Genomic DNA, 18,812 nt, shown 5'->3' with positions numbered 1-18,812 from the left:
TTGCACTCTTTACGTAGATTTACGCACTCTAAACGTCACTTTACCTGGCAGTTTGTATTCTAACCTCAAGCGTTGCGAAAGCAGCCTGTAAGCAAATGTCAAACCTGAGAGGATACGAGGATGAAAAACGTAAAAAAATGGATGCTTGCCGCATTGATTTTACCAGCCACACTAGGCGCCACCAGCGTATTGGCTGCGGGTGGAGATAAAGCACCGCATCAGCGTGACTGTGGCCCCGGCGCTGAACGGGCTCTGTTTAAGCAACTGAACCTGAGCGATGCGCAACAAGAGCAACTGCGCAGTCTGCGCGAGCAAGGCCGTGCTGAGATGAAAAAGCAGCCGCGTTCAGGCATGAAAGAAGAGATGCAGGCGCTGCATCAGCAAGAGCGCGCATTAATGCTGGCGCCAAACTTTGATAAAGCTGCGGCGACTGCACTGGCCAAACAGATGGCGGAAAAACAAGTCGAGCACCGGGTGCGTATGATGGAGAAGCGTCATCAGATGCTTAATGTCCTGACTGCGGAACAGAAAAGCCAGTTTGAGTCACTGCAACAAGAGCGCATGACGCAGTGCTGGAAAGAGCGGCCGCGTGGTGGACATCCAGGCGCGAAAGGTGAGCATGGTTATCGAGGTGACAAAGGCCAGCAAGGTAAACAGCCAGCCTCAGAAGCGGCGCAATAATCACACTGAAAGAAACCACAGGCAGCTTCGGCTGCCTGTTTTCGTTGTGGCTTACAGTCCATTCCTGCGGCCAGAGGGTGATGATCTTTTACTCACATTCAAGCACGATGTGGGTATAATTAAGCCATTGTTTTGATTTGGTAACCTAATATGAAACAGGAATACGCCCGACTTGTCACCACCGCGGCGTGGACGGCCACTGCGGTCGCGACACTGCTGCTTATTTGTAAAATTGCCGCCTGGTGGGTGACCGGTTCGGTCAGCCTGCTGGCTTCTCTGATTGATTCGCTGCTCGACATCGCGGCGTCAGTGGTCAACCTGGTGGTGGTGCGCTATTCGTTGCAGCCCGCTGACCGGGAGCACACCTTCGGGCACGGGAAAGCTGAATCACTGGCCGCCCTGGCTCAGGCAATGTTTATTTCCGGTTCAGCCTGTTTTCTGATTCTGAACGGGATCGACCGCTTTTTCCGCCCGCATGAACTGCAGTCTCCGGAATACGGTATTTATGTCAGTGCGTTTGCCATGCTTGTCACGGCCGCCCTGGTGATGTTTCAGCGGGCGGTGGTGGCCAAAACCGGCAGCCAGGCGATTGCGGCTGATTCACTGCATTACCAGTCCGATTTACTGATGAATGCGGCGATCATGGTTGCGCTGGGGCTGAGCTGGTTTGGGATCAAGCAGGCCGATGCGCTATTTGCAGTCGGCATCGGCATCTACATTTTATACAGTGCTTACCGGATGGCTTACCACGCGGTACATACTCTGCTTGATCATAAACTCCCGGATGAAGAACTGGTTCAGATCCGCACTATTTCATTATCGGTGGAAGGGGTGATGGGGGTGCATCAGCTGCGTACCCGTATGTCCGGACCTGTAAGATTTATCCAGTTGCATCTGGAACTCGATGACAATATTCCTCTGATTGAAGCGCACCGTATTTCAGATATTGTTGAAGCGAAGCTGCGTAAGGCATTTCCGGGCGCCGATGTGCTGATTCACCAGGACCCTTACTCCGTGGTATTCGGAGTGGAAAGGAAGCAAAAATTTCAGGGCTGGTAAGGCAAATACCAGCGATCTTGACTATCTTTTCTCAGTTCATGAAAGAAACCGGATCCTGATGTGAATCAACAACCGGGATGGCTAAAACTGTAATACTCTTACATAAGTAAAAAAGTTACAGAAAATCGTGCAATAACTGTAGTATTCCTATTTAGGAAATGTAACATAACGCACAGATAACAATGCTTTTGCCGCCTGAATGTCGTTAGCGGGCGGTATAGAAAAATTATATTAAGTTCCCAAAAATCGAGGGTGAGCATGATTAAGAAGATCGGTATTTTGACAAGTGGCGGCGACGCCCCGGGCATGAATGCTGCAATTCGCGGCGTGGTTCGTACTGCCTTGGGCGCAGGCCTGGAAGTGTATGGTATCTACGACGGCTATCAGGGCCTGTACGAAGATCGCATCAAGCAGCTGGATCGCTCCAGCGTATCTGATGTCATCAACCGCGGTGGTACCTTCCTGGGCTCGGCACGTTTTCCACAGTTTCGTGAAGTCGAAGTGCGTGAAAAAGCGATCGAAAACCTGAAAAAACACGGCATTGATGCACTGGTTGTGATCGGTGGTGACGGTTCGTACATGGGTGCGAAGAAACTGACTGAAATGGGTTACCCATGTATCGGTCTGCCAGGCACTATCGATAATGATATCGCAGGCACGGATTACACCATTGGTTACCTGACTGCACTCAACACAGTGATCGATTCGATTGACCGTTTGCGTGACACTTCATCGTCACACCAGCGGATCTCTATCGTGGAGATCATGGGTCGTCATTGTGGTGACCTGACCCTGATGTCAGCAGTGGCGGGTGGTTGTGAGTACATCATTACACCGGAAACCGGCCTGGACATGGAGCAGTTGATCTCTAACATCCAGGATGGCATCAAGAAAGGCAAGAAACACGCGATTATCGCGCTGACTGAGCTGATGATGGACGCCAACCAACTGGCGCAAGAGATTGAGAAAGCGACTGGCCGCGAAACCCGCGCTACGATTCTTGGTCACATTCAGCGCGGCGGTAAACCAACAGCGTTTGACCGTGTACTGGCATCGCGCATGGGTAACTACGCGGTGCACCTGCTGATGGAAGGCTACGGCGGCCGCTGTGTCGGTATCCAGAAAGAGCAGCTGGTTCACCACGACATCATCGACGCGATTGAAAACATGAAGCGTCCGGTGCGTACCGACCTGTACAAAGTCGCTGAAGAGCTGTTCTAAGTCGGCTGCTGAGTGTCACAACTGAAAAAGACCGCTGCGGCGGTCTTTTTTGTTATGGCCGCTATCCTTATCAGCGATAGCGGCCATTCACACTGCGCGCTTACAGAATCGCTTCACGCACTTCCGGATCTTTACGCTCCAGATAGTGGATCGACTTGATGCGGCGAATGGTACGACAGCGGCCACGAATAAGCAGAGTCTCGGTGGTGGCAATATTACCCTGGCGGGTAATGCCTTCCAGCAGATCACCTTTGGTAATACCGGTGGCGGAGAAAATCACATTGTCACTGCGCGCCATATCTTCCAGCTTGAGGATCACTTCAGCCTCAACGCCCATTTCCCGGCAACGCTCCAGCTCTTTAGCGCCCCAGATACGGTTGTCGTCACTGTCGCCTTTGACTTTATGGCGTGGCAGCAGACGGCCTTGCATATCACCGTCCAGCGCGCGGATAACCGCAGCCGACACCACACCTTCCGGCGCGCCGCCGATGCAATACATCACGTCCACTTCGCTGTCAGGCATACAGGTCAGAATGGAGGCTGCCACATCGCCATCCGGCACCGCAAAAACGCGTACGCCGAGGTTTTGCATCTCAGCGATAATGTTATCGTGACGTGGTTTGGCCAGGGTGATGACCGTCAGGTTGCTGAGCGGTTTATGCAGCGCCGCGGCGATATTCTCCAGGTTTTCCTGCAATGGTTTGTCGAGGTCAATACAGCCTTTCGCGCCCGGACCCACCACCAGTTTCTCCATGTACATATCCGGCGCCTTGAGGAAGCTGCCACGTTCACCGGCAGCCAGCACTGCCAGCGCATTGGACTGGCCCATTGCCGTCATACGGGTGCCTTCAATCGGGTCGACGGCGATATCGACTTCATCGCCGCCCAAACCGACGTGTTCACCAATGTACAGCATCGGCGCTTCATCGATTTCGCCTTCACCGATGACGATTTCACCACGGATGTCGGTTTTATTTAATAAGGTCCGCATCACTTCTACTGCGGCACCGTCAGCGGCGTTTTTATTGCCACGGCCGAGCCATTTGTAGCCTGCCAGGGCTGCGCCTTCCGTCACCCGTGAAAAAGCCATTGCTAAATCGCGTTTCATGCTCACTCCAAACCTGAAAAATCGTTATCCTCTCGCGTCCTGCGCTGCCATCATGCAGTGTTGATCGCATGTGAGCGTGCCGTATGCGGCGGCATGTCAGCCAGAGGGGGAAAGTTGCGCGAAGTTTAGCATATTCGGCGTGCAAGGTTCGGGTTTTGATTTGTGCACGGTTTAGCCTGGATCAAAATCGGCGTCAATAAGACGATTTCTGCGGCTGGATGTTTGTTAACCGCTGGTAAAGTTAACGCCAGGTCAATTTACGCTGTTTTTTTAAGCGAATGGCGCAAAATATCGAATATAGTGAGTGTTTCTCTGCGCTTGGCTGAGTAGAATGGAAAGATAACTGAAGTGACTGTCACCTCGACCGAATCAAGAAAAAGGTAAGTACCATGTCTTTTGAAGTGCTAGAACAATTAGAAGCGAAAATTCAAACTGCGGTTGATACAATCGCCCTGCTGCAAATGGAAGTTGAAGAACTGAAAGAAGAAAAACAGAAGCTGAGCACTGAAGCTTCTGAGCTGAAAGCCGAGCGTGAAGCGCTGGAGCAGCGTGCGCAGCAAGTTCAACAGGAACACGCAGCATGGCAAGAGCGTATCCGCAGCCTGCTGGGTAAAATGGACGACGTTGAATAACGACGACCTGAAGAATCAAAAAACGCCGACCAGATGGTCGGCGTTTTTGCAGGTTGGGTTTGCCTGCGGTCCGACAGGCCAATCACCGATTATTTTTGCCTGTTCGGACGTACACCCAGGGTATGACACAGGGCGTAGGTCATCTCGGCACGGTTTAGCGTATAGAAGTGGAAATCTTTCACGCCTTCACGCGACAGGATACGAATCATGTCGATCGCCTGGCTGGCCCCCACCAACTGACGGGTCACCGGATCATCATCCAGGCCGTCAAACTGTTTTGCCATCCAGCTCGGGACTTTGACGTTGTTCTGCGCGGCGAAGCGCTGCGCCTGGTTGAAGTTAGACACCGGCAGGATACCCGGAACGATTTCTACATCGATACCGGCCGATACGCAGCGGTCACGAAAACGCAGGTAGCTTTCGACATCAAAGAAGAACTGGGTGATGGCACGGTTAGCACCGGCATCGACTTTGCGTTTCAGGTTAAGCAGGTCAGATTGCGCGCTCTTGGCTTCCGGGTGAACTTCCGGGAAAGCGGCCACTGACAGATCAAAGTCGTGGCGGGATTTAAGCAATGCGACCAGATCAGACGCGTACATATCTGGTTTGCCGCCGCCTTTAGGAATGTCACCACGCAGGGCGACGATATTCTGGATGCCGTTGTTCCAGTAGTCGTCAGCAATTTGAATTAGCTCTTCACGTGACGCATCAATACAGGTCAGGTGGGGGGCCGCGACCAGACCGGTCTGATCTTTGATCGCTTTAATGATGGAGTGGGTACGGTCACGTTCACCGGAGTTCGCGCCGTAAGTCACCGAAACAAATTTCGGTTGCAGGGTTTTCAGACGGTGAACCGAATTCCACAGCGTCTCTTCCATTTGCGGTGTGCTCGGCGGGAAAAACTCAAATGAAACGTTGATGTCTGAAATATCAGCGATGTTCTGATTGAGAGCATCGATATGACTGGCGTGCGTGTATCCCATTTTCCTCTCCTTGTGGCATACGGCGGCCACAACGCGAACACTAAATTGAAATTGACGTTTAGACGTCTATATGGCTACAGAATGTCTTGAATACATTTTAATGTCAACATTGTAAATATGAACTTTTTTCATGTTGAACGTGAGCTTATTTCAACAATAATGTCAGCAATTGCACATCATTGACGTGTCTGACGGTGATATTCGACGTTTATCCTGTCGATGGATGTTTCTCTAGAATAATAGTAAAAAAGCTCGCCAAACAGGCGAGCTTTGTACGTTTGTTATCAGTCGTCGTTTTTAGCCGCCGCTATCTTTAGCTGCCGTCGTTTGTAGCATAGTGTTGATTACAGCTGGCCCGCCAAACGGTTGAGATCGGATTGGATCGCTCCGGCGGTGACTTCGCGTCCGGCCCCCGGGCCACGAATCACCAGCGGATTATCGCGGTACCATTTACTCTCGATGGCGAAGATGTTGTCACACGGCAGCAGGTTGGCGAGCGGATGCTCTTTATCCAGCGCTTCGACTCCGACCGTGGCTTTGCCGTCTTTTTCCAGACGCGCAACGTAACGCAGCACCTTGTCCTGCTTCTGGGCGCGGGCCAGACGCTCGGCCAGACGCTCGTTGAGCAACTGGCTGCGATCCAGGAAATCATCCAGCGACAAATCCTGCAGTTCGGCCGGCACCAGTGACTCGACTTTGACGCTGTCCGGTTCGATGTCCAGGCCGGATTCGCGCGCCAGAATCACCAGTTTGCGCATCACGTCTGAGCCGTCTAGGTCATGACGTGGATCCGGTTCAGTCAGGCCTTGCTGCCAGGCCAGATCAACCAGTTCGCTGAACGGCACATTGCCGTCATACTGCTGGAACAACCAGGACAGAGTGCCGGAGAAAATGCCCGACAGGGCGGTGATTTCGTCGCCGCTCTCACGCAGGTCACGGACCGTGTGGTTAATCGGCAGGCCGGCACCTACTGTGGCGTTGTATAGCCAGTGACGGCTGATCTTGGCGAAGGCATCTTTAACCTGGTAGTAGTAATCTCCTGCAGCCGAGCCTGCCACTTTGTTGGCAGAGATCAGGTGCATGCCCTGTTCGGCGATTTGCGGATACAGGCTGGCAACGTCGGCGCTGGCGGTGACATCGAGCACAATCACTTCATCAAAGCCCTGGATGGCGCCCAACTGTTTAAGCCAGGTATGGCCGTCATTAGGCTGCGCTTCATCGGCGTAGCTGCTCAGTACTGAGGCTGCATCAATACCCTGCGGTTTAAACAGATACGCCTGGCTGTCGATCACGGCCACCAGCTCGAAGTGCATGCCGTAGCGTTTTTCCAGATCGTCTTTTTGTTCAGCGAACAGTTTCAGCCAGCTTGAGCCGATGTTGCCTTTGCCGCACAGCGCCAGTCCGACCCGTTTCTGGGCCTGGAACAACTGGGTATGCAGACCGGTCACCAGAGGATTCACATCACACTGACGCAGTACCGCAACCAGGCTCAGCTCGGATTCGGCTTCGCTGATAAATTCGACCGGCGCATTTTTCAGCTGCTGGAAAAAGCCGTAGCTGTGCTGGGCATTTTTGGTGACACCTGCGCCGACAGCGCCGACCAGAGCGAAGCCTTCCTTGAGGCGAATCTCGGCTTCAATCGCCACATCCTGCAGCAAGGAAAGCGCGCCGGAGGCGATCTCTGTGGTGTAAGCCAGACGCAGGCAGTGCTGATCGGCCTGCAGCTCAAACGCCAGCGGCTCGAGCTGAGCGCGTTTGAGTTTTTCCAGCACTTCGGCCTGAGCACGGGCAAAGTCGTGACCCTGGCCAAAGGCCAGTTCCAGCAGCAGCACTTCATCGAGTGACGTGATGATTTTGGCGCCGCGACCAGAGGCCAGCACACGTTCAATCCGGGTCGACCCCGACTCAGGCTGGTAGCTGCAACGCAGCTGCAGCTCCATCGCGCTCTGTGCGACGGGTTGTAAGGTGCGGCTGTGCAGCACAGGAGCGGCCAGACGGGCCAGTTCATTGGCTTCATCCAGGCGCAGCAGTGGCAACAGACAGGCCTCCGACACCAGACGCGGGTCAGCGCTGTACACGCCGGCCACATCACTCCAGATGGTGACGCGTTCGGCATCGGCCAGGGCACCGATCACGGTGGCTGAGTAGTCAGAACCGTTGCGGCCGAGCAATACGGTTTCGCCTTGCTCGTTGCGGGCCATAAAGCCGGTGATGATCACCCGGTGATGAGCATGCTGGGCCAGGACTGCTTTCAGTAACGGGTAAGAGCGGGCGCGATCGACTTCCGGCTGAGTGCCGGTTTCGGCGCGCAGAAACGCACGTGCGTCCTGAGCCACTGCCGGCAATTTTTGCTGGTTAAGCAGCGCTGCCAGCAGGCGGGCAGACCAGAGTTCGCCGTGGCCGAGAACCGCGGCTTGCTGCGCTTTGCTCAGTGGTGCGGTCAGTTCTCCCAGTGCGACGAACTCGCCGCTCAGCTCGGTCAGCAGATGGTCTGCGACTTCGCCTTCCAGCAAACCTTCAATCAACTGGACCTGGAACTGGCGCAGGGCCTGCAGTGCTTCGTGCGCGGCGCGGCCATCTTTGTTGAGCGCTTCAAGAAATTCAATCAGGCGGTTGGTGGTTTTACCGGCGGCAGACACCACCACCAGATCGTCGGCCTGAGAGTAGTCACGCAGAATGTGCGCGACCCGTTGATAACATTCCGGATCCGCAAGGCTGCTACCACCAAATTTATGCAGCTGACGTGAAACCGACATTAAAAGGCCTCCTTGGCTTTGGTGAAGGCCTGGTCGAGGTCGGCAATCAGATCGCTCGCATCTTCCAGACCCACCGACAGGCGCAGCAACTGCTGAGAGACGCCGGCTTCGGCCAGCGCTTCTTCGCCCATCGCGCGGTGAGTCATGCTGGCCGGATGACATACCAGGCTTTCCACGCCGCCCAGCGATTCGGCCAGTGAGAACAGCTGCAGTTCACCGACAAAATATTTCAGCTGCTCGAATGAACCGCCGAATTCAAAGCTCAGCATGGAACCAAAGCCAAGCTGCTGTTTCTTGGCGATGTCATGACCCGGATGATTTGGCAGGCTAGGGTGGTAAATCACTTTGACCAGCTCCTGGTTTTGCAGGTAAGCGAGGATTTGCTGCGAGCTCTCTTCATGCACGCGCATACGGGCCCCCAGGGTGCGCAGGCCACGCAAAGTCATGTAGCTGTCAAACGGCGTGCCGGTGGCGCCGATGCAGTTACCCCACCATGCCAGCTCGGTGGCGTGTTCGGCGTCTTTACTGATGATCACACCGCCAATCACATCCGAGTGACCATTGAGGTATTTAGTGGTCGAGTGCACCACGAAGTCGGCACCAAGCAGCAGAGGCTTTTGGTACACAGGGGTCAAAAAGGTATTGTCGACCGCTACCAGAGCACCGACCGCTTGCGCCTGCTGACAGATTTTCTCAATATCCACCACTCGTACCAGCGGGTTAGACGGCGTTTCCAGCAGCACCAGCTTTGGCTTCTGGGCAAAAGCTGCGGCTATTGCCGCGTCGTCAGACTGGTCAACAAACAGCACTTTGAAATCGCCTTTCTTGGCGCGGGTGTTGAACAGACGGTAAGTACCGCCATAGCAGTCATGCGGTGCGATAATGATTTCGCCCGGCGACAGGAATGCCGAGACCCACAGGTTCAGTGCTGATGTGCCGCAGTTGGTGACCACGGCATCCGCACCGGATTCCAGTTCAGACAGGGCTTGTTCTAGCAGGCCACGGTTCGGGTTGCCGGAGCGGGTGTAGTCGTATTTTGGCACTTCACCAAATGCAGGAAAGCCATAGTTGGTTGAGAGATAAATGGGTGGAACAACGGCGTGATACTGGGTGTCAGATTCAATACCGGTGCGAACCGCGATGGTGGCTGGCTTGCGATTGGTCATGAGCGTTTCCTTTCCTGTCTGGTGTTTCCTGAATGGTTGATTCCCTGAGCTCTGTCACCGAGCGAATCGGGCTACAGAGCGGGCAATGGTAAGCATTGGCATAGCTGCTATTGGGATTTCAAACAATTCCGGGCGATGTGTAAATCCAATTCCGGGGTGAGTGGTGAAGCAAATGTTCACTCCGGTGAATAACATCACACTTTACTGCTCAAAAAAGAAGACGTCAACACTTCTAGACGTCTATATGTCTTTGCTTATGGCAGTAAATCCCGCTAAAATTGAGGTCTTTGAAAAACTCAACTCGAATTCAAATTTACGAAGGTGCGCAATGGCAGACTGGAACGGCGAATATATTAGCCCGTACGCGGAACATGGGAAGAAGAACGAGCAGGTCAAAAAGATCACTGTCTCGATTCCGCTTAAGGTACTTAAAGTGCTGACGGATGAACGTACTCGTCGACAGATCAATAATTTACGTCATGCCACTAACAGTGAACTGCTGTGTGAAGCGTTTCTGCATGCTTACACCGGTCAGCCGCTGCCAACCGACGAAGACCTGCGTAAAGACCGTCCGGATGATATTCCGACCGAGGCCAAAGCGCTGATGACGGCGATGGGTATCGAGTTTGAGGCATACGACGACTAAGTCGCTGTGCACCGCATCAGCATAAAAAAACCCTGGTTACTGACCAGGGTTTTTGCATTGTTAGCTCTCAGATCATTTTTAAGCATCAGGGCATTGTTAACCCGCAAGGATCAACGCTTCCGTCACCGGAGTGTTTATCCGGCATGCTGCTTACTAATCTTGCATATAGTTATGCGGCATCTCGATCCGTGCGACACCAGAGTCAACCGCAGCTTGTGCGACTGCCTTAGCCACGCGGGGCAGCAGGCGCGGATCCATGGGCTTAGGAATAATGTACTGATGACCGTAGGTCAGGCTGTCACTGCCTGCGGCTTGTAGTACGGCTGCCGGCACCTCTTCTTTCGCCAGTTGACGAATCGCTTCGACCGCCGCCAGTTTCATCTCATCATTGATTTCGCTAGCACGTACATCCAGCGCGCCGCGGAAGATGAACGGGAAACACAGCACGTTGTTGACCTGGTTCGGGTAGTCACTGCGTCCGGTGCCCATGATCAGGTCGTCACGCACCGCGTGAGCCAGCTCTGGTTTGATTTCCGGATCCGGGTTAGAGCAGGCGAACACCACAGGCTTGTCAGCCATCAGCTTCAGCGCATCGGCGGACAGCAGGTTCGGGCCTGATACACCCAGGAACAGATCCGCGCCGGCAATCACATCTTCCAGGGTGCGTTTGTCGGTGTTGTTGGCAAACAGTTGCTTGTACTGGTTCAGATCGTCACGACGGGTGTGGATGACACCTTTACGGTCGAGCATGTAAATCTTCTCACGCATCGCACCGCATTTGATCAGCAGTTCCATACACGCTACCGCTGCGGCACCCGCACCCAGACAGACAATCACACACTCAGACAGTTCTTTGCCTTGCAGTTCAATCGCGTTCAGCATGCCTGCTGCGGTCACGATCGCCGTGCCGTGCTGGTCATCGTGGAACACTGGCACGTCACAACGTTCAATCAGGCGACGCTCGATCTCAAAACAGTCCGGCGCTTTGATGTCTTCCAGGTTGATACCGCCAAAGGTGTCAGCGATGTTAGCGACGGTGTCGATAAACTCATCGATGGTGCGGTGTTTCACTTCAATATCAATGGAGTCGAGGCCGGCAAAACGTTTGAACAGCAGCGCTTTACCTTCCATGACCGGTTTAGAGGCCATTGGCCCCAGGTTACCCAGGCCAAGGATTGCGGTACCGTTTGAGATCACCGCCACTGTGTTGCCTTTGGCGGTGTATTTGTAAACGTTATCGACATTCTGAGCGATTTCACGTACCGGTTCTGCCACGCCCGGGCTGTAAGCTAACGCCAGATCAGTGGCTGAGTCAGCCGGTTTGGTGATCGAGACCGCGATTTTACCCGGGGTCGGCTGCGCGTGGTAATCCAGAGCACGTTGGCGGAAGGCTTCTTCCGCGCTTAATTGTTGACGATTGTCGTCGGACATAGGGGAGGTTCTCTTATTATTTTTGGAAAAGGGGCGCACATTTTAGTTGATGCCTGAAATAGTGACTAGGCAGGGGTGCTGTATAATCGTACAAAATGCGTGAGTTTTTGGCTGATAAGACCAGCTGTTTTGTGATCAGGGTAGACTTTAGTCGTAGAGCGGGGGGACGGGCAGATGGCAGGCATGAAAAAAGGACGCCGTAGCGTCCTTTTTGAAATCTTCGCGTAAAGTAAAAATTACTTCTTGCTTGACAGTGCGCCGAAACGCTTGTTGAAGCGATCAACACGGCCGCCAGTGTCAACAACACGTTGCTTACCAGTGTAGAATGGGTGGCACTTGTCACATACGTCCAGGTGCATTTCTTCTTTACCTAGAGTAGATTTGAAAACGAAAGTGTTGCCGCAAGAGCAGCTTGCATTTACTTCTTTGTATTCTGGGTGGATACCAGCTTTCATGGGATAACCTCAAAAATTGGGCCGTGTCGCCATCCGAGTCTGAGCCGGACACCACACGTAACGTTAATAATACGATTGCCATGGTCACAGCTGACTGCTGAGGACCATTAAGGCGCGATATAGTAATGAATCTGCTAGCCCGGATCAACCGATTTCGGCGTTATTTTAGCCAGCCATAGCAAACAGCCGCTCAGAGCATGACGGGTTGGCGGTGCCAACGGCCAGACCCGATGCCCGAACTGCTGCCGGCGTGCCGCATACGGCCTTTTGCCCGCCATGTGCGGGTCGAATTTATGCCCGTCTTCCAGTAGACTGTGGCGTCCTTAACTGACTTAATTGCTGACGGATTGTTATGCGCCCAACTATTGCTCGCGTTGCCCTGCCGGTGCCGCTTGATAAGCAATTTGATTACCTGATTCCCGGCCACCTGTTTCCGATTATCGGCGGCCGCGTTTCTGTGCCGTTCGGGCGCCAGACTCTGGTCGGCATTGTGACTGCACTGGTGCAGGAGTCCGAGTTTCCGCGTGAGCAGCTCAAAGCGCTCAAGGCCGTGCTCGATACCCAACCAGTCTGGCCGGATAAACTGTATCGCCTGCTGCAGTGGTGCAGTCAGTTTTATCAGCATCCACTTGGCGAGACCCTGGCTAATGCTCTGCCGGGAGCGCTGCGTAAAGGTAAAGCGGCTGATTTTGCCAGCAGTAAAGAGTGGCTCATTACTGCCGCCGGGCGCGATCAGCTGATGCAGGGCTTTGGCCGTGCGATTAAACAGGCCAAGGTGATGAATCTGGTCGCTTCTGGCCCGGTCCCTCATCAGGTGATGCTGGATGAGGAAGTGTCGAGTGCGACACTCAACACCCTGCAGAACAAAGGCTGGATTGAAGTCAGTGAACAGCGTCCGCAGTTCCGGCCCTGGCCAGCAGAGCCGGAAGCCGCGGTCGATAAGCCCAAGTTGAACTCTGAGCAGGCCATCGCAATTGCAACGGTCAACCATCAGCCGGCATTCGGCTGTTATCTGCTGCAGGGCGTAACAGGCTCGGGTAAAACTGAAGTCTACCTTAATCTTATCAAGCCGGTGCTGGCACAAGGCCGCCAGGCGCTGGTGCTGGTGCCGGAAATTGGCCTGACGCCGCAAACCATTAACCGTTTTCGTAAACGGTTTAATGTGCCGGTTGAGGTGATTCACTCCGGTCTCAATGAAACCGAACGTCTCAATGCCTGGCTGGCCGCGCGCGACAAAGTAGCCGGTATCGTGATTGGTACCCGTTCCGCGCTGCTGACCCCGTTTGCCGATCTCGGCATCATCATTGTTGACGAAGAGCATGACTCTTCGTATAAACAGCAGGACAGCCTGCGCTACCACGCACGCGATGTGGCGGTGATGCGTGCCAATCTGGAGCAGATCCCGATTGTGCTCGGCAGTGCCACCCCGGCGCTGGAAACGCTGCATAATGCCCTGAGCGGCAAATACCATCATCTGCATCTGACCCAGCGTGCCGGAACGGCGCGCCCGACCACCAACCGGGTGCTGGATGTCAAAGGCCTGTATCTGGAAAGCGGTTTGTCCGCGCCGTTGATTGCGGAAATGCGCCGCCATTTATCGCAGGGCAATCAGGTGCTGCTGTTCCTCAACCGGCGTGGCTTTTCTCCGGCGCTGATGTGTCACGAATGTGGCTGGATCGCCGATTGTCAGCGGTGTGATGCTTATTATACCTACCATCAGTACAGTAACGAGATTCGCTGCCACCACTGCGGCTCACAGCGTCCGGTGATCCACCAGTGTCAGGGGTGTGGCTCGACGCATTTGGTCACGGTCGGGGTCGGCACCGAGCAGCTCGAGGCGCAACTGGGGGAACTGTTTCCGGACTACAAGACGATTCGGATTGACCGTGACAGTACCCGGCGCAAAGGCAGTCTGGAATCAGCGCTGCAAGCGATCCGCAATAACGAATATCAGATTTTGATCGGCACCCAGATGCTGGCCAAAGGCCACCATTTCCCCGATGTAACTCTGGTGGCGCTGCTGGATGTGGATGGCTCATTATACAGCAGTGATTTTCGCGCCTCTGAACGTCTGGCTCAGTTGTTTATCCAGGTGGCGGGCCGGGCCGGGCGGGCGAGTAAGCCGGGCGAAGTGGTGCTGCAGACCCACCATCCAGAGCATACCTTGTTGCAGGCGCTGCTCAACAAGGATTACCACCATTTTGCTGAAACCGCACTGGCGGAGCGCAAGCTGGCCCAACTGCCGCCGTATACCTTTCTGACCCTGTTTCGCGCCGAAGGCAACCAGTCGCAGCAGGTAGAAGATTTTCTGCGTCAGGTACGCCAGACGCTGGAAGCTCACCCGCTCAGTGAACAGGGTTGTCTGGTGCTGGGGCCGACGCCGGCACCGCTCGCCAAACGGGCCGGAAAATTTCGCTGGCAGTTGCTGTTGCAGGCGCCCAGCCGTTCGGTGATGCAGAAGCTGTTAGCCAGCGCACGCCCGGCGATTCAGATGTTGCCGCTGGCCACTAAAGTGCGCTGGACGCTGGACATTGAACCGCAGGATTTGAGCTGAGCAGCCCCATCCGGCTTGCTGGTAAAATTGTCAAAAAATGAAATCCTTCTTATCGTGATAAATATCACACTTGTGATGCAAAAATTGTTAATCAGACCGTAACTTTCCCATCGGAAAGGAATACACTAAATGCCATAATCGCGCAGTGAATCGTTTTCGCTGGCCTAAATGTGGCGAACCTTAAGCGAACGTGCAGCAGGTAAGCGTGAATCCAAGCAATGTTAGCAGCCAAACCGGATGCCCGGCGGCGCTCTATAACGATAATCAGTGTCTCAGACACGATGAATTTTTATTAAGAACCGAGAAAAGAGGACAGTACCCCCTATGGCGACAATGAAGGATGTTGCCCAGCTTGCAGGCGTATCAACGGCGACCGTATCGCGTGCTCTGATGAATCCCGAGAAAGTCTCATCCTCGACCCGTAAACGGGTTGAAGAGGCGGTGTTAGAAGCTGGTTATTCCCCTAACTCTCTCGCGCGCAATCTGCGTCGCAATGAGTCCAAAACGATTGTGGCCATTGTGCCGGATATCTGTGACCCGTATTACACCGAGATCATCCGCGGCATTGAAGATGCGGCGATGGAACACGGTTATCTGGTGCTGCTGGGTGACAGCGGTCAGCAGAAAAAACGTGAAAGCTCATTTGTGAACCTGGTGTTCACCAAGCAGGCGGACGGTATGTTGCTGCTCGGGACCGACCTGCCGTTTGATGTCAGTAAGCCGGAACAGAAAAACCTGCCGCCGATGGTGATGGCGTGTGAGTTTGCCCCGGAACTGGAGCTGCCCACGGTACATATTGATAACCTGACCTCGGCGTTTGAAGCGGTGAACTATCTGACCCAGATGGGCCACAAACGGGTGGCGCAAATTGCCGGCCCGGATACGGCCGTTCTGTGCCAGTTCCGCCAGCAAGGTTACCAGCAGGCGCTGCGCCGCTCCGGGATTACCCGCAATCCAGACTACAGTGTGAGCGGTGATTTCTCATTTGAATCGGGTGCTCAGGCGGTGCGTCAGCTGCTGGCGTTGTCCGAGCCGCCGACGGCGATTTTCTGCCACAACGATACCATGGCGATTGGAGCGATTCAGGAAGCCAAACGTCTGGGTACGCGAGTGCCGCAGGATCTTTCCGTGGTCGGTTTCGATGACATTCAGTTTGCCCAGTACTGCGATCCACCGCTGACCACCATTTCTCAGCCGCGTTATGAGATTGGCCGCCAGGCAATGCTGATGATGCTGGAATTGCTGCGTGGCAACGATGTTCAGGCCGGTTCACGTTTACTGGAAACCCAGCTGGTGGTACGCGACAGCGCGGCTCCGCCATGTGCAATCTAGTGCTTTAACCACGAGTAATATCTCAGTGTGAGCGGCGTATTTTGACACGCCGCTTCCATTTCTGCTCTGTTATCCGGCAGGAAACTGCATTAACATGAAGGCAAAATTGTCAACTTTTGAAATAGTTTGTGGCTAATAAAGATTATGTAAGACGTGGTCGTAGTCCGAAAAAGCCGACCCGGAAAACAACTCCCACTCCCCGACGCAGAAAACCCTGGCGCAGTGGCTTGCTGGCTCTCGTGCTGGCGGGCGGCTTTGGCTATGGTTTGTATCAGCTCAGTCAGGATCCCGAGCCACCAGCACCGCAAGTGGTGGAAACCAAGCCACAGCCGGTCAGTAAACCGCAGCCGGCCAACAGCCTGCCGCCGCCGCCAACCGAACAGTGGGATTACGTGGAATCGCTGCCTAATCGCCAGATTGAGGTCAAAGCCAAAGAGCTGCAGGTGTCGGACATTCCTTACATCATGCAGTGCGGGGCCTATAAAACCATGCATCAGGCTGAAACCCGCAAGCTGGATATCGCCTTTCAGGGGCTGAGCAGTAAGATCCGCAACAAGGAAGGCAGCAGCTGGTTCCGGGTGGTTCTCGGCCCTTACAAGTTCAAGCGCGACGCTGAGCGTGACAAGCATAAGCTGCAGCGTGCCAAGATTGAGCCTTGTGCTATCTGGAAAGAGCAGCAGTAAACCTGATAGCAGTAACGCCCGGAGTTTCTCCGGGCGTTTTGCGTTGTGGCGCTGATTCTTTCCCTTGAATTTTGATTTTCCAGCCTCATATAACCACTATCTTGATAGTGAAAACCACAAAGGGGTTCCTAGTGACTACCATCGTATCTGTACGTCGTAATAACAAAGTTGTCATCGCAGGTGACGGACAAGTCTCGCTTGGCAATACCGTGATGAAAGGCAACGCGCGCAAAGTTCGTCGTTTGTACAACAACAAAGTATTGGCCGGATTCGCGGGTGGTACGGCGGACGCATTCACGCTATTTGAGCGTTTCGAAAGTAAATTGCAAATGCACCAGGGACACCTGACCAAAGCCGCGGTTGAACTGGCTAAAGACTGGCGCAGTGACCGTGCGTTACGCCGCCTGGAAGCGATTCTGGCGGTGGCAGATGAAACCGCATCGCTGATCATTACCGGTAATGGTGATGTGCTGCAGCCGGAGCATGACCTGATTGCGATTGGTTCCGGCGGTAACTATGCCCAGGCGGCGGCGATTGCTCTGCTGGAAAATACCGAGCTGGATGCGCGCGAGATTGCGGAAAAAGCCCTGAAGATTGCCGGTGACATCTGTGTGTTCACCAACCACCATCATACGATTGAAGAGCTGGAGATCCCTGCGGGAATGCTGCCAGCGACCAGCGATCAGTAAGCGCTGCCAGCCACCGAATTGAAGGAAAGCATTATGTCTGAAATGACTCCTCGTGAGATTGTCCATGAACTGAACCGTCACATCATCGGACAGGATAAAGCGAAACGAGCGGTTGCGATTGCACTGCGTAACCGCTGGCGCCGTATGCAGCTCGAAGAGAGCCTGCGCGTTGAAGTGACGCCGAAAAATATTCTGATGATCGGTCCGACCGGTGTGGGTAAAACTGAAATTGCCCGTCGTCTGGCCAAACTGGCTAACGCGCCCTTCATCAAAGTTGAAGCGACCAAATTCACTGAAGTGGGTTACGTCGGCAAAGAAGTTGAAACCATCATCCGCGATCTGACGGATGTGGCGGTAAAACTGACCCATCAGCAGGCGATGGAGAAAGTGAAATTCCGCGCCGAAGAGCTGGCGGAAGAGCGAATTCTGGATGCCTTGCTGCCACCGGCGCGCGATGCGTGGGGCCAGGCCGAGCACAACGATGAGTCTTCCAATACCCGCCAGGTTTTCCGCAAGAAACTGCGTGAAAATAAACTGGATGACAAAGAGATTGAGATCGAAGTCGCTGCGCCGCAGATGGGCGTAGAGATCATGGCGCCTCCGGGCATGGAAGAGATGACCAACCAACTGCAGGGTCTGTTCCAGAATCTGGGTGGCGACACCAAGAAAAAGCGTAAGCTGAAAATCAAAGAAGCGCTCAAAGCACTGACTGAAGAAGAAGCGGCTAAGCTGGTTAATCAGGAAGAGCTGAAAGAACAGGCGATTTACAATGTTGAAAATAATGGCATTGTGTTTATCGACGAGATTGACAAAATCTGTAAACGCGGCGAGAGCTCAGGTCCGGATGTGTCCCGTGAAGGGGTGCAGCGTGATCTGCTGCCGTTGATTGAAGGCAGCACGGTATCCACCAAGCATGGCATGGTGCGTACCGACCACATCCTGTTTATTGCTTCCGGCGCGTTCCAGGTGGCGAAGCCATCGGATCTGATCCCTGAGCTGCAGGGCCGTCTGCCGATTCGGGTTGAGCTGGAAGCGCTGTCGAGCAATGACTTTAAACGCATCCTGACCGAACCCAAAGCTTCACTGACCGAACAGTACATTGCGCTGATGAAAACCGAAGATGTCAATGTCGACTTTACCGAAGACGGCATCAAGCAGATTGCAGAGGCGGCGTGGCAGGTCAACGAGACAACGGAGAATATCGGTGCCCGTCGTCTGCATACTGTGATGGAGCGTCTGATGGATGAAATCTCGTTTGACGCCACGGAAAAAGCCGGCGACAGCCTGACTATTGACGGTGCTTATGTCAGAGCTCGTCTGGGTGAGCTGGTGGAAGACGAAGACCTGAGCCGTTTCATCCTGTAATCGGCCCGGTTTTACTCTGACCGTATAAAATTGTGCATTTTTCTGAGCCCA

The 18,812-nt window shown here is 54.1% G+C and carries 16 protein-coding genes; 10 read left to right on the top strand and 6 right to left on the bottom strand.

Features of this window, described 5'->3' with window-relative positions; genetic code table 11:
- Positions 1 to 120 precede the first annotated feature (120 nt).
- From J0X00_RS10835 to pfkA, 3 genes are all read left to right on the top strand, one after another.
- Positions 121 to 681 carry a CpxP family protein gene (locus J0X00_RS10835; protein ID WP_282478040.1) on the top strand — a complete coding sequence of 187 codons (561 nt, stop codon included), beginning with the start codon at positions 121 to 123 and terminating at the stop codon, positions 679 to 681.
- A gap of 150 nt (positions 682 to 831) precedes the next feature.
- Positions 832 to 1,740, top strand: a complete 909-nt coding sequence (gene fieF, locus J0X00_RS10830; protein WP_136485373.1) for a CDF family cation-efflux transporter FieF — start codon at positions 832 to 834, stop codon at positions 1,738 to 1,740.
- Between the two features lie 258 nt (positions 1,741 to 1,998).
- A complete protein-coding gene (gene pfkA / locus J0X00_RS10825) occupies positions 1,999 to 2,961 on the top strand; it encodes a 6-phosphofructokinase (protein WP_136485370.1) in 963 nt (320 codons plus the stop codon).
- 100 nt (positions 2,962 to 3,061) lie between these two features.
- Here pfkA and glpX read toward each other — a convergent pair whose 3' ends face one another.
- Positions 3,062 to 4,069 (bottom strand): class II fructose-bisphosphatase, encoded by a 1,008-nt coding sequence (glpX, locus tag J0X00_RS10820; RefSeq protein WP_136485368.1) that lies wholly within the window; start codon positions 4,067 to 4,069, stop codon positions 3,062 to 3,064.
- A 389-nt stretch (positions 4,070 to 4,458) separates the two neighbouring features.
- Between glpX and zapB the strand changes: the two genes are divergently transcribed.
- Positions 4,459 to 4,701, top strand: a complete 243-nt coding sequence (zapB, locus tag J0X00_RS10815) for a cell division protein ZapB (protein ID WP_136485366.1) — start codon at positions 4,459 to 4,461, stop codon at positions 4,699 to 4,701.
- An 89-nt stretch (positions 4,702 to 4,790) separates the two neighbouring features.
- Here zapB and metF read toward each other — a convergent pair whose 3' ends face one another.
- The 3 genes from metF to J0X00_RS10800 all read right to left on the bottom strand — a co-directional run bounded on the left by metF (position 4,791) and on the right by J0X00_RS10800 (position 9,606).
- Positions 4,791 to 5,684, bottom strand: coding sequence for a methylenetetrahydrofolate reductase (gene metF / locus J0X00_RS10810; protein ID WP_136485363.1), 894 nt, complete (start codon positions 5,682 to 5,684; stop codon positions 4,791 to 4,793).
- 344 nt (positions 5,685 to 6,028) lie between these two features.
- Positions 6,029 to 8,440, bottom strand: coding sequence for a bifunctional aspartate kinase/homoserine dehydrogenase II (locus J0X00_RS10805; RefSeq protein ID WP_136485361.1), 2,412 nt, complete (start codon positions 8,438 to 8,440; stop codon positions 6,029 to 6,031).
- Positions 8,440 to 9,606: an O-succinylhomoserine (thiol)-lyase gene (locus tag J0X00_RS10800; protein ID WP_282478039.1), complete on the bottom strand. Its 1,167-nt coding sequence runs from the start codon at positions 9,604 to 9,606 to the stop codon at positions 8,440 to 8,442. Before J0X00_RS10800 ends, J0X00_RS10805 begins: the two co-directional genes overlap by 1 nt.
- Positions 9,607 to 9,934: 328 nt before the next feature.
- On the opposite strand from J0X00_RS10800, the gene metJ reads away from it, so the two are divergent.
- Positions 9,935 to 10,252: a met regulon transcriptional regulator MetJ gene (gene metJ, locus J0X00_RS10795; protein WP_136485356.1), complete on the top strand. Its 318-nt coding sequence runs from the start codon at positions 9,935 to 9,937 to the stop codon at positions 10,250 to 10,252.
- A 153-nt stretch (positions 10,253 to 10,405) separates the two neighbouring features.
- Here the strand turns inward: metJ and J0X00_RS10790 are convergent, their stop codons facing one another.
- Positions 10,406 to 11,683: a malic enzyme-like NAD(P)-binding protein gene (locus J0X00_RS10790; protein WP_136485354.1), complete on the bottom strand. Its 1,278-nt coding sequence runs from the start codon at positions 11,681 to 11,683 to the stop codon at positions 10,406 to 10,408.
- A gap of 236 nt (positions 11,684 to 11,919) precedes the next feature.
- Positions 11,920 to 12,138, bottom strand: a complete 219-nt coding sequence (gene rpmE / locus J0X00_RS10785; protein ID WP_136485352.1) for a 50S ribosomal protein L31 — start codon at positions 12,136 to 12,138, stop codon at positions 11,920 to 11,922.
- A gap of 352 nt (positions 12,139 to 12,490) precedes the next feature.
- Between rpmE and priA the strand changes: the two genes are divergently transcribed.
- From priA to hslU, 5 genes are all read left to right on the top strand, one after another.
- The gene (gene priA, locus J0X00_RS10780; RefSeq protein ID WP_282478038.1) at positions 12,491 to 14,692 is read left to right on the top strand and encodes a primosomal protein N'; all 2,202 of its coding nucleotides are present in this window, start codon (positions 12,491 to 12,493) and stop codon (positions 14,690 to 14,692) included.
- 324 nt (positions 14,693 to 15,016) lie between these two features.
- On the top strand, positions 15,017 to 16,024 hold the full coding sequence (gene cytR / locus J0X00_RS10775; protein ID WP_136485348.1) for a DNA-binding transcriptional regulator CytR: 1,008 nt from the start codon (positions 15,017 to 15,019) through the stop codon (positions 16,022 to 16,024).
- A 128-nt stretch (positions 16,025 to 16,152) separates the two neighbouring features.
- Positions 16,153 to 16,707: an SPOR domain-containing protein gene (locus tag J0X00_RS10770; protein ID WP_136485346.1), complete on the top strand. Its 555-nt coding sequence runs from the start codon at positions 16,153 to 16,155 to the stop codon at positions 16,705 to 16,707.
- 131 nt (positions 16,708 to 16,838) lie between these two features.
- Positions 16,839 to 17,396, top strand: coding sequence for an ATP-dependent protease subunit HslV (hslV, locus tag J0X00_RS10765; protein ID WP_218562634.1), 558 nt, complete (start codon positions 16,839 to 16,841; stop codon positions 17,394 to 17,396).
- 33 nt (positions 17,397 to 17,429) lie between these two features.
- Complete coding sequence (gene hslU, locus J0X00_RS10760; RefSeq protein ID WP_136485341.1) at positions 17,430 to 18,761, top strand: HslU--HslV peptidase ATPase subunit; 1,332 nt, start codon at positions 17,430 to 17,432, stop codon at positions 18,759 to 18,761.
- Positions 18,762 to 18,812 lie beyond the last annotated feature (51 nt).

The organism is Vibrio sp. ABG19, from assembly GCF_029962385.1.
GTDB lineage: Bacteria > Pseudomonadota > Gammaproteobacteria > Enterobacterales > Vibrionaceae > Vibrio > Vibrio ostreae.
The sequence above is the reverse complement of the archived record's forward strand: the minus strand, read 5'-3'. Positions and strand labels throughout refer to the sequence as shown.

Coding starts and splice junctions, on each gene's coding strand:
- J0X00_RS10835 (WP_282478040.1), top strand. CDS start 121: ATGAAAAACGTAAAAAAATGGATGCTTGCCGCATTGATTTTACCAGCC.
- fieF (WP_136485373.1), top strand. CDS start 832: ATGAAACAGGAATACGCCCGACTTGTCACCACCGCGGCGTGGACGGCC.
- pfkA (WP_136485370.1), top strand. CDS start 1,999: ATGATTAAGAAGATCGGTATTTTGACAAGTGGCGGCGACGCCCCGGGC.
- glpX (WP_136485368.1), bottom strand. CDS start 4,069: ATGAAACGCGATTTAGCAATGGCTTTTTCACGGGTGACGGAAGGCGCA.
- zapB (WP_136485366.1), top strand. CDS start 4,459: ATGTCTTTTGAAGTGCTAGAACAATTAGAAGCGAAAATTCAAACTGCG.
- metF (WP_136485363.1), bottom strand. CDS start 5,684: ATGGGATACACGCACGCCAGTCATATCGATGCTCTCAATCAGAACATC.
- J0X00_RS10805 (WP_136485361.1), bottom strand. CDS start 8,440: ATGTCGGTTTCACGTCAGCTGCATAAATTTGGTGGTAGCAGCCTTGCG.
- J0X00_RS10800 (WP_282478039.1), bottom strand. CDS start 9,606: ATGACCAATCGCAAGCCAGCCACCATCGCGGTTCGCACCGGTATTGAA.
- metJ (WP_136485356.1), top strand. CDS start 9,935: ATGGCAGACTGGAACGGCGAATATATTAGCCCGTACGCGGAACATGGG.
- J0X00_RS10790 (WP_136485354.1), bottom strand. CDS start 11,683: ATGTCCGACGACAATCGTCAACAATTAAGCGCGGAAGAAGCCTTCCGC.
- rpmE (WP_136485352.1), bottom strand. CDS start 12,138: ATGAAAGCTGGTATCCACCCAGAATACAAAGAAGTAAATGCAAGCTGC.
- priA (WP_282478038.1), top strand. CDS start 12,491: ATGCGCCCAACTATTGCTCGCGTTGCCCTGCCGGTGCCGCTTGATAAG.
- cytR (WP_136485348.1), top strand. CDS start 15,017: ATGGCGACAATGAAGGATGTTGCCCAGCTTGCAGGCGTATCAACGGCG.
- hslU (WP_136485341.1), top strand. CDS start 17,430: ATGTCTGAAATGACTCCTCGTGAGATTGTCCATGAACTGAACCGTCAC.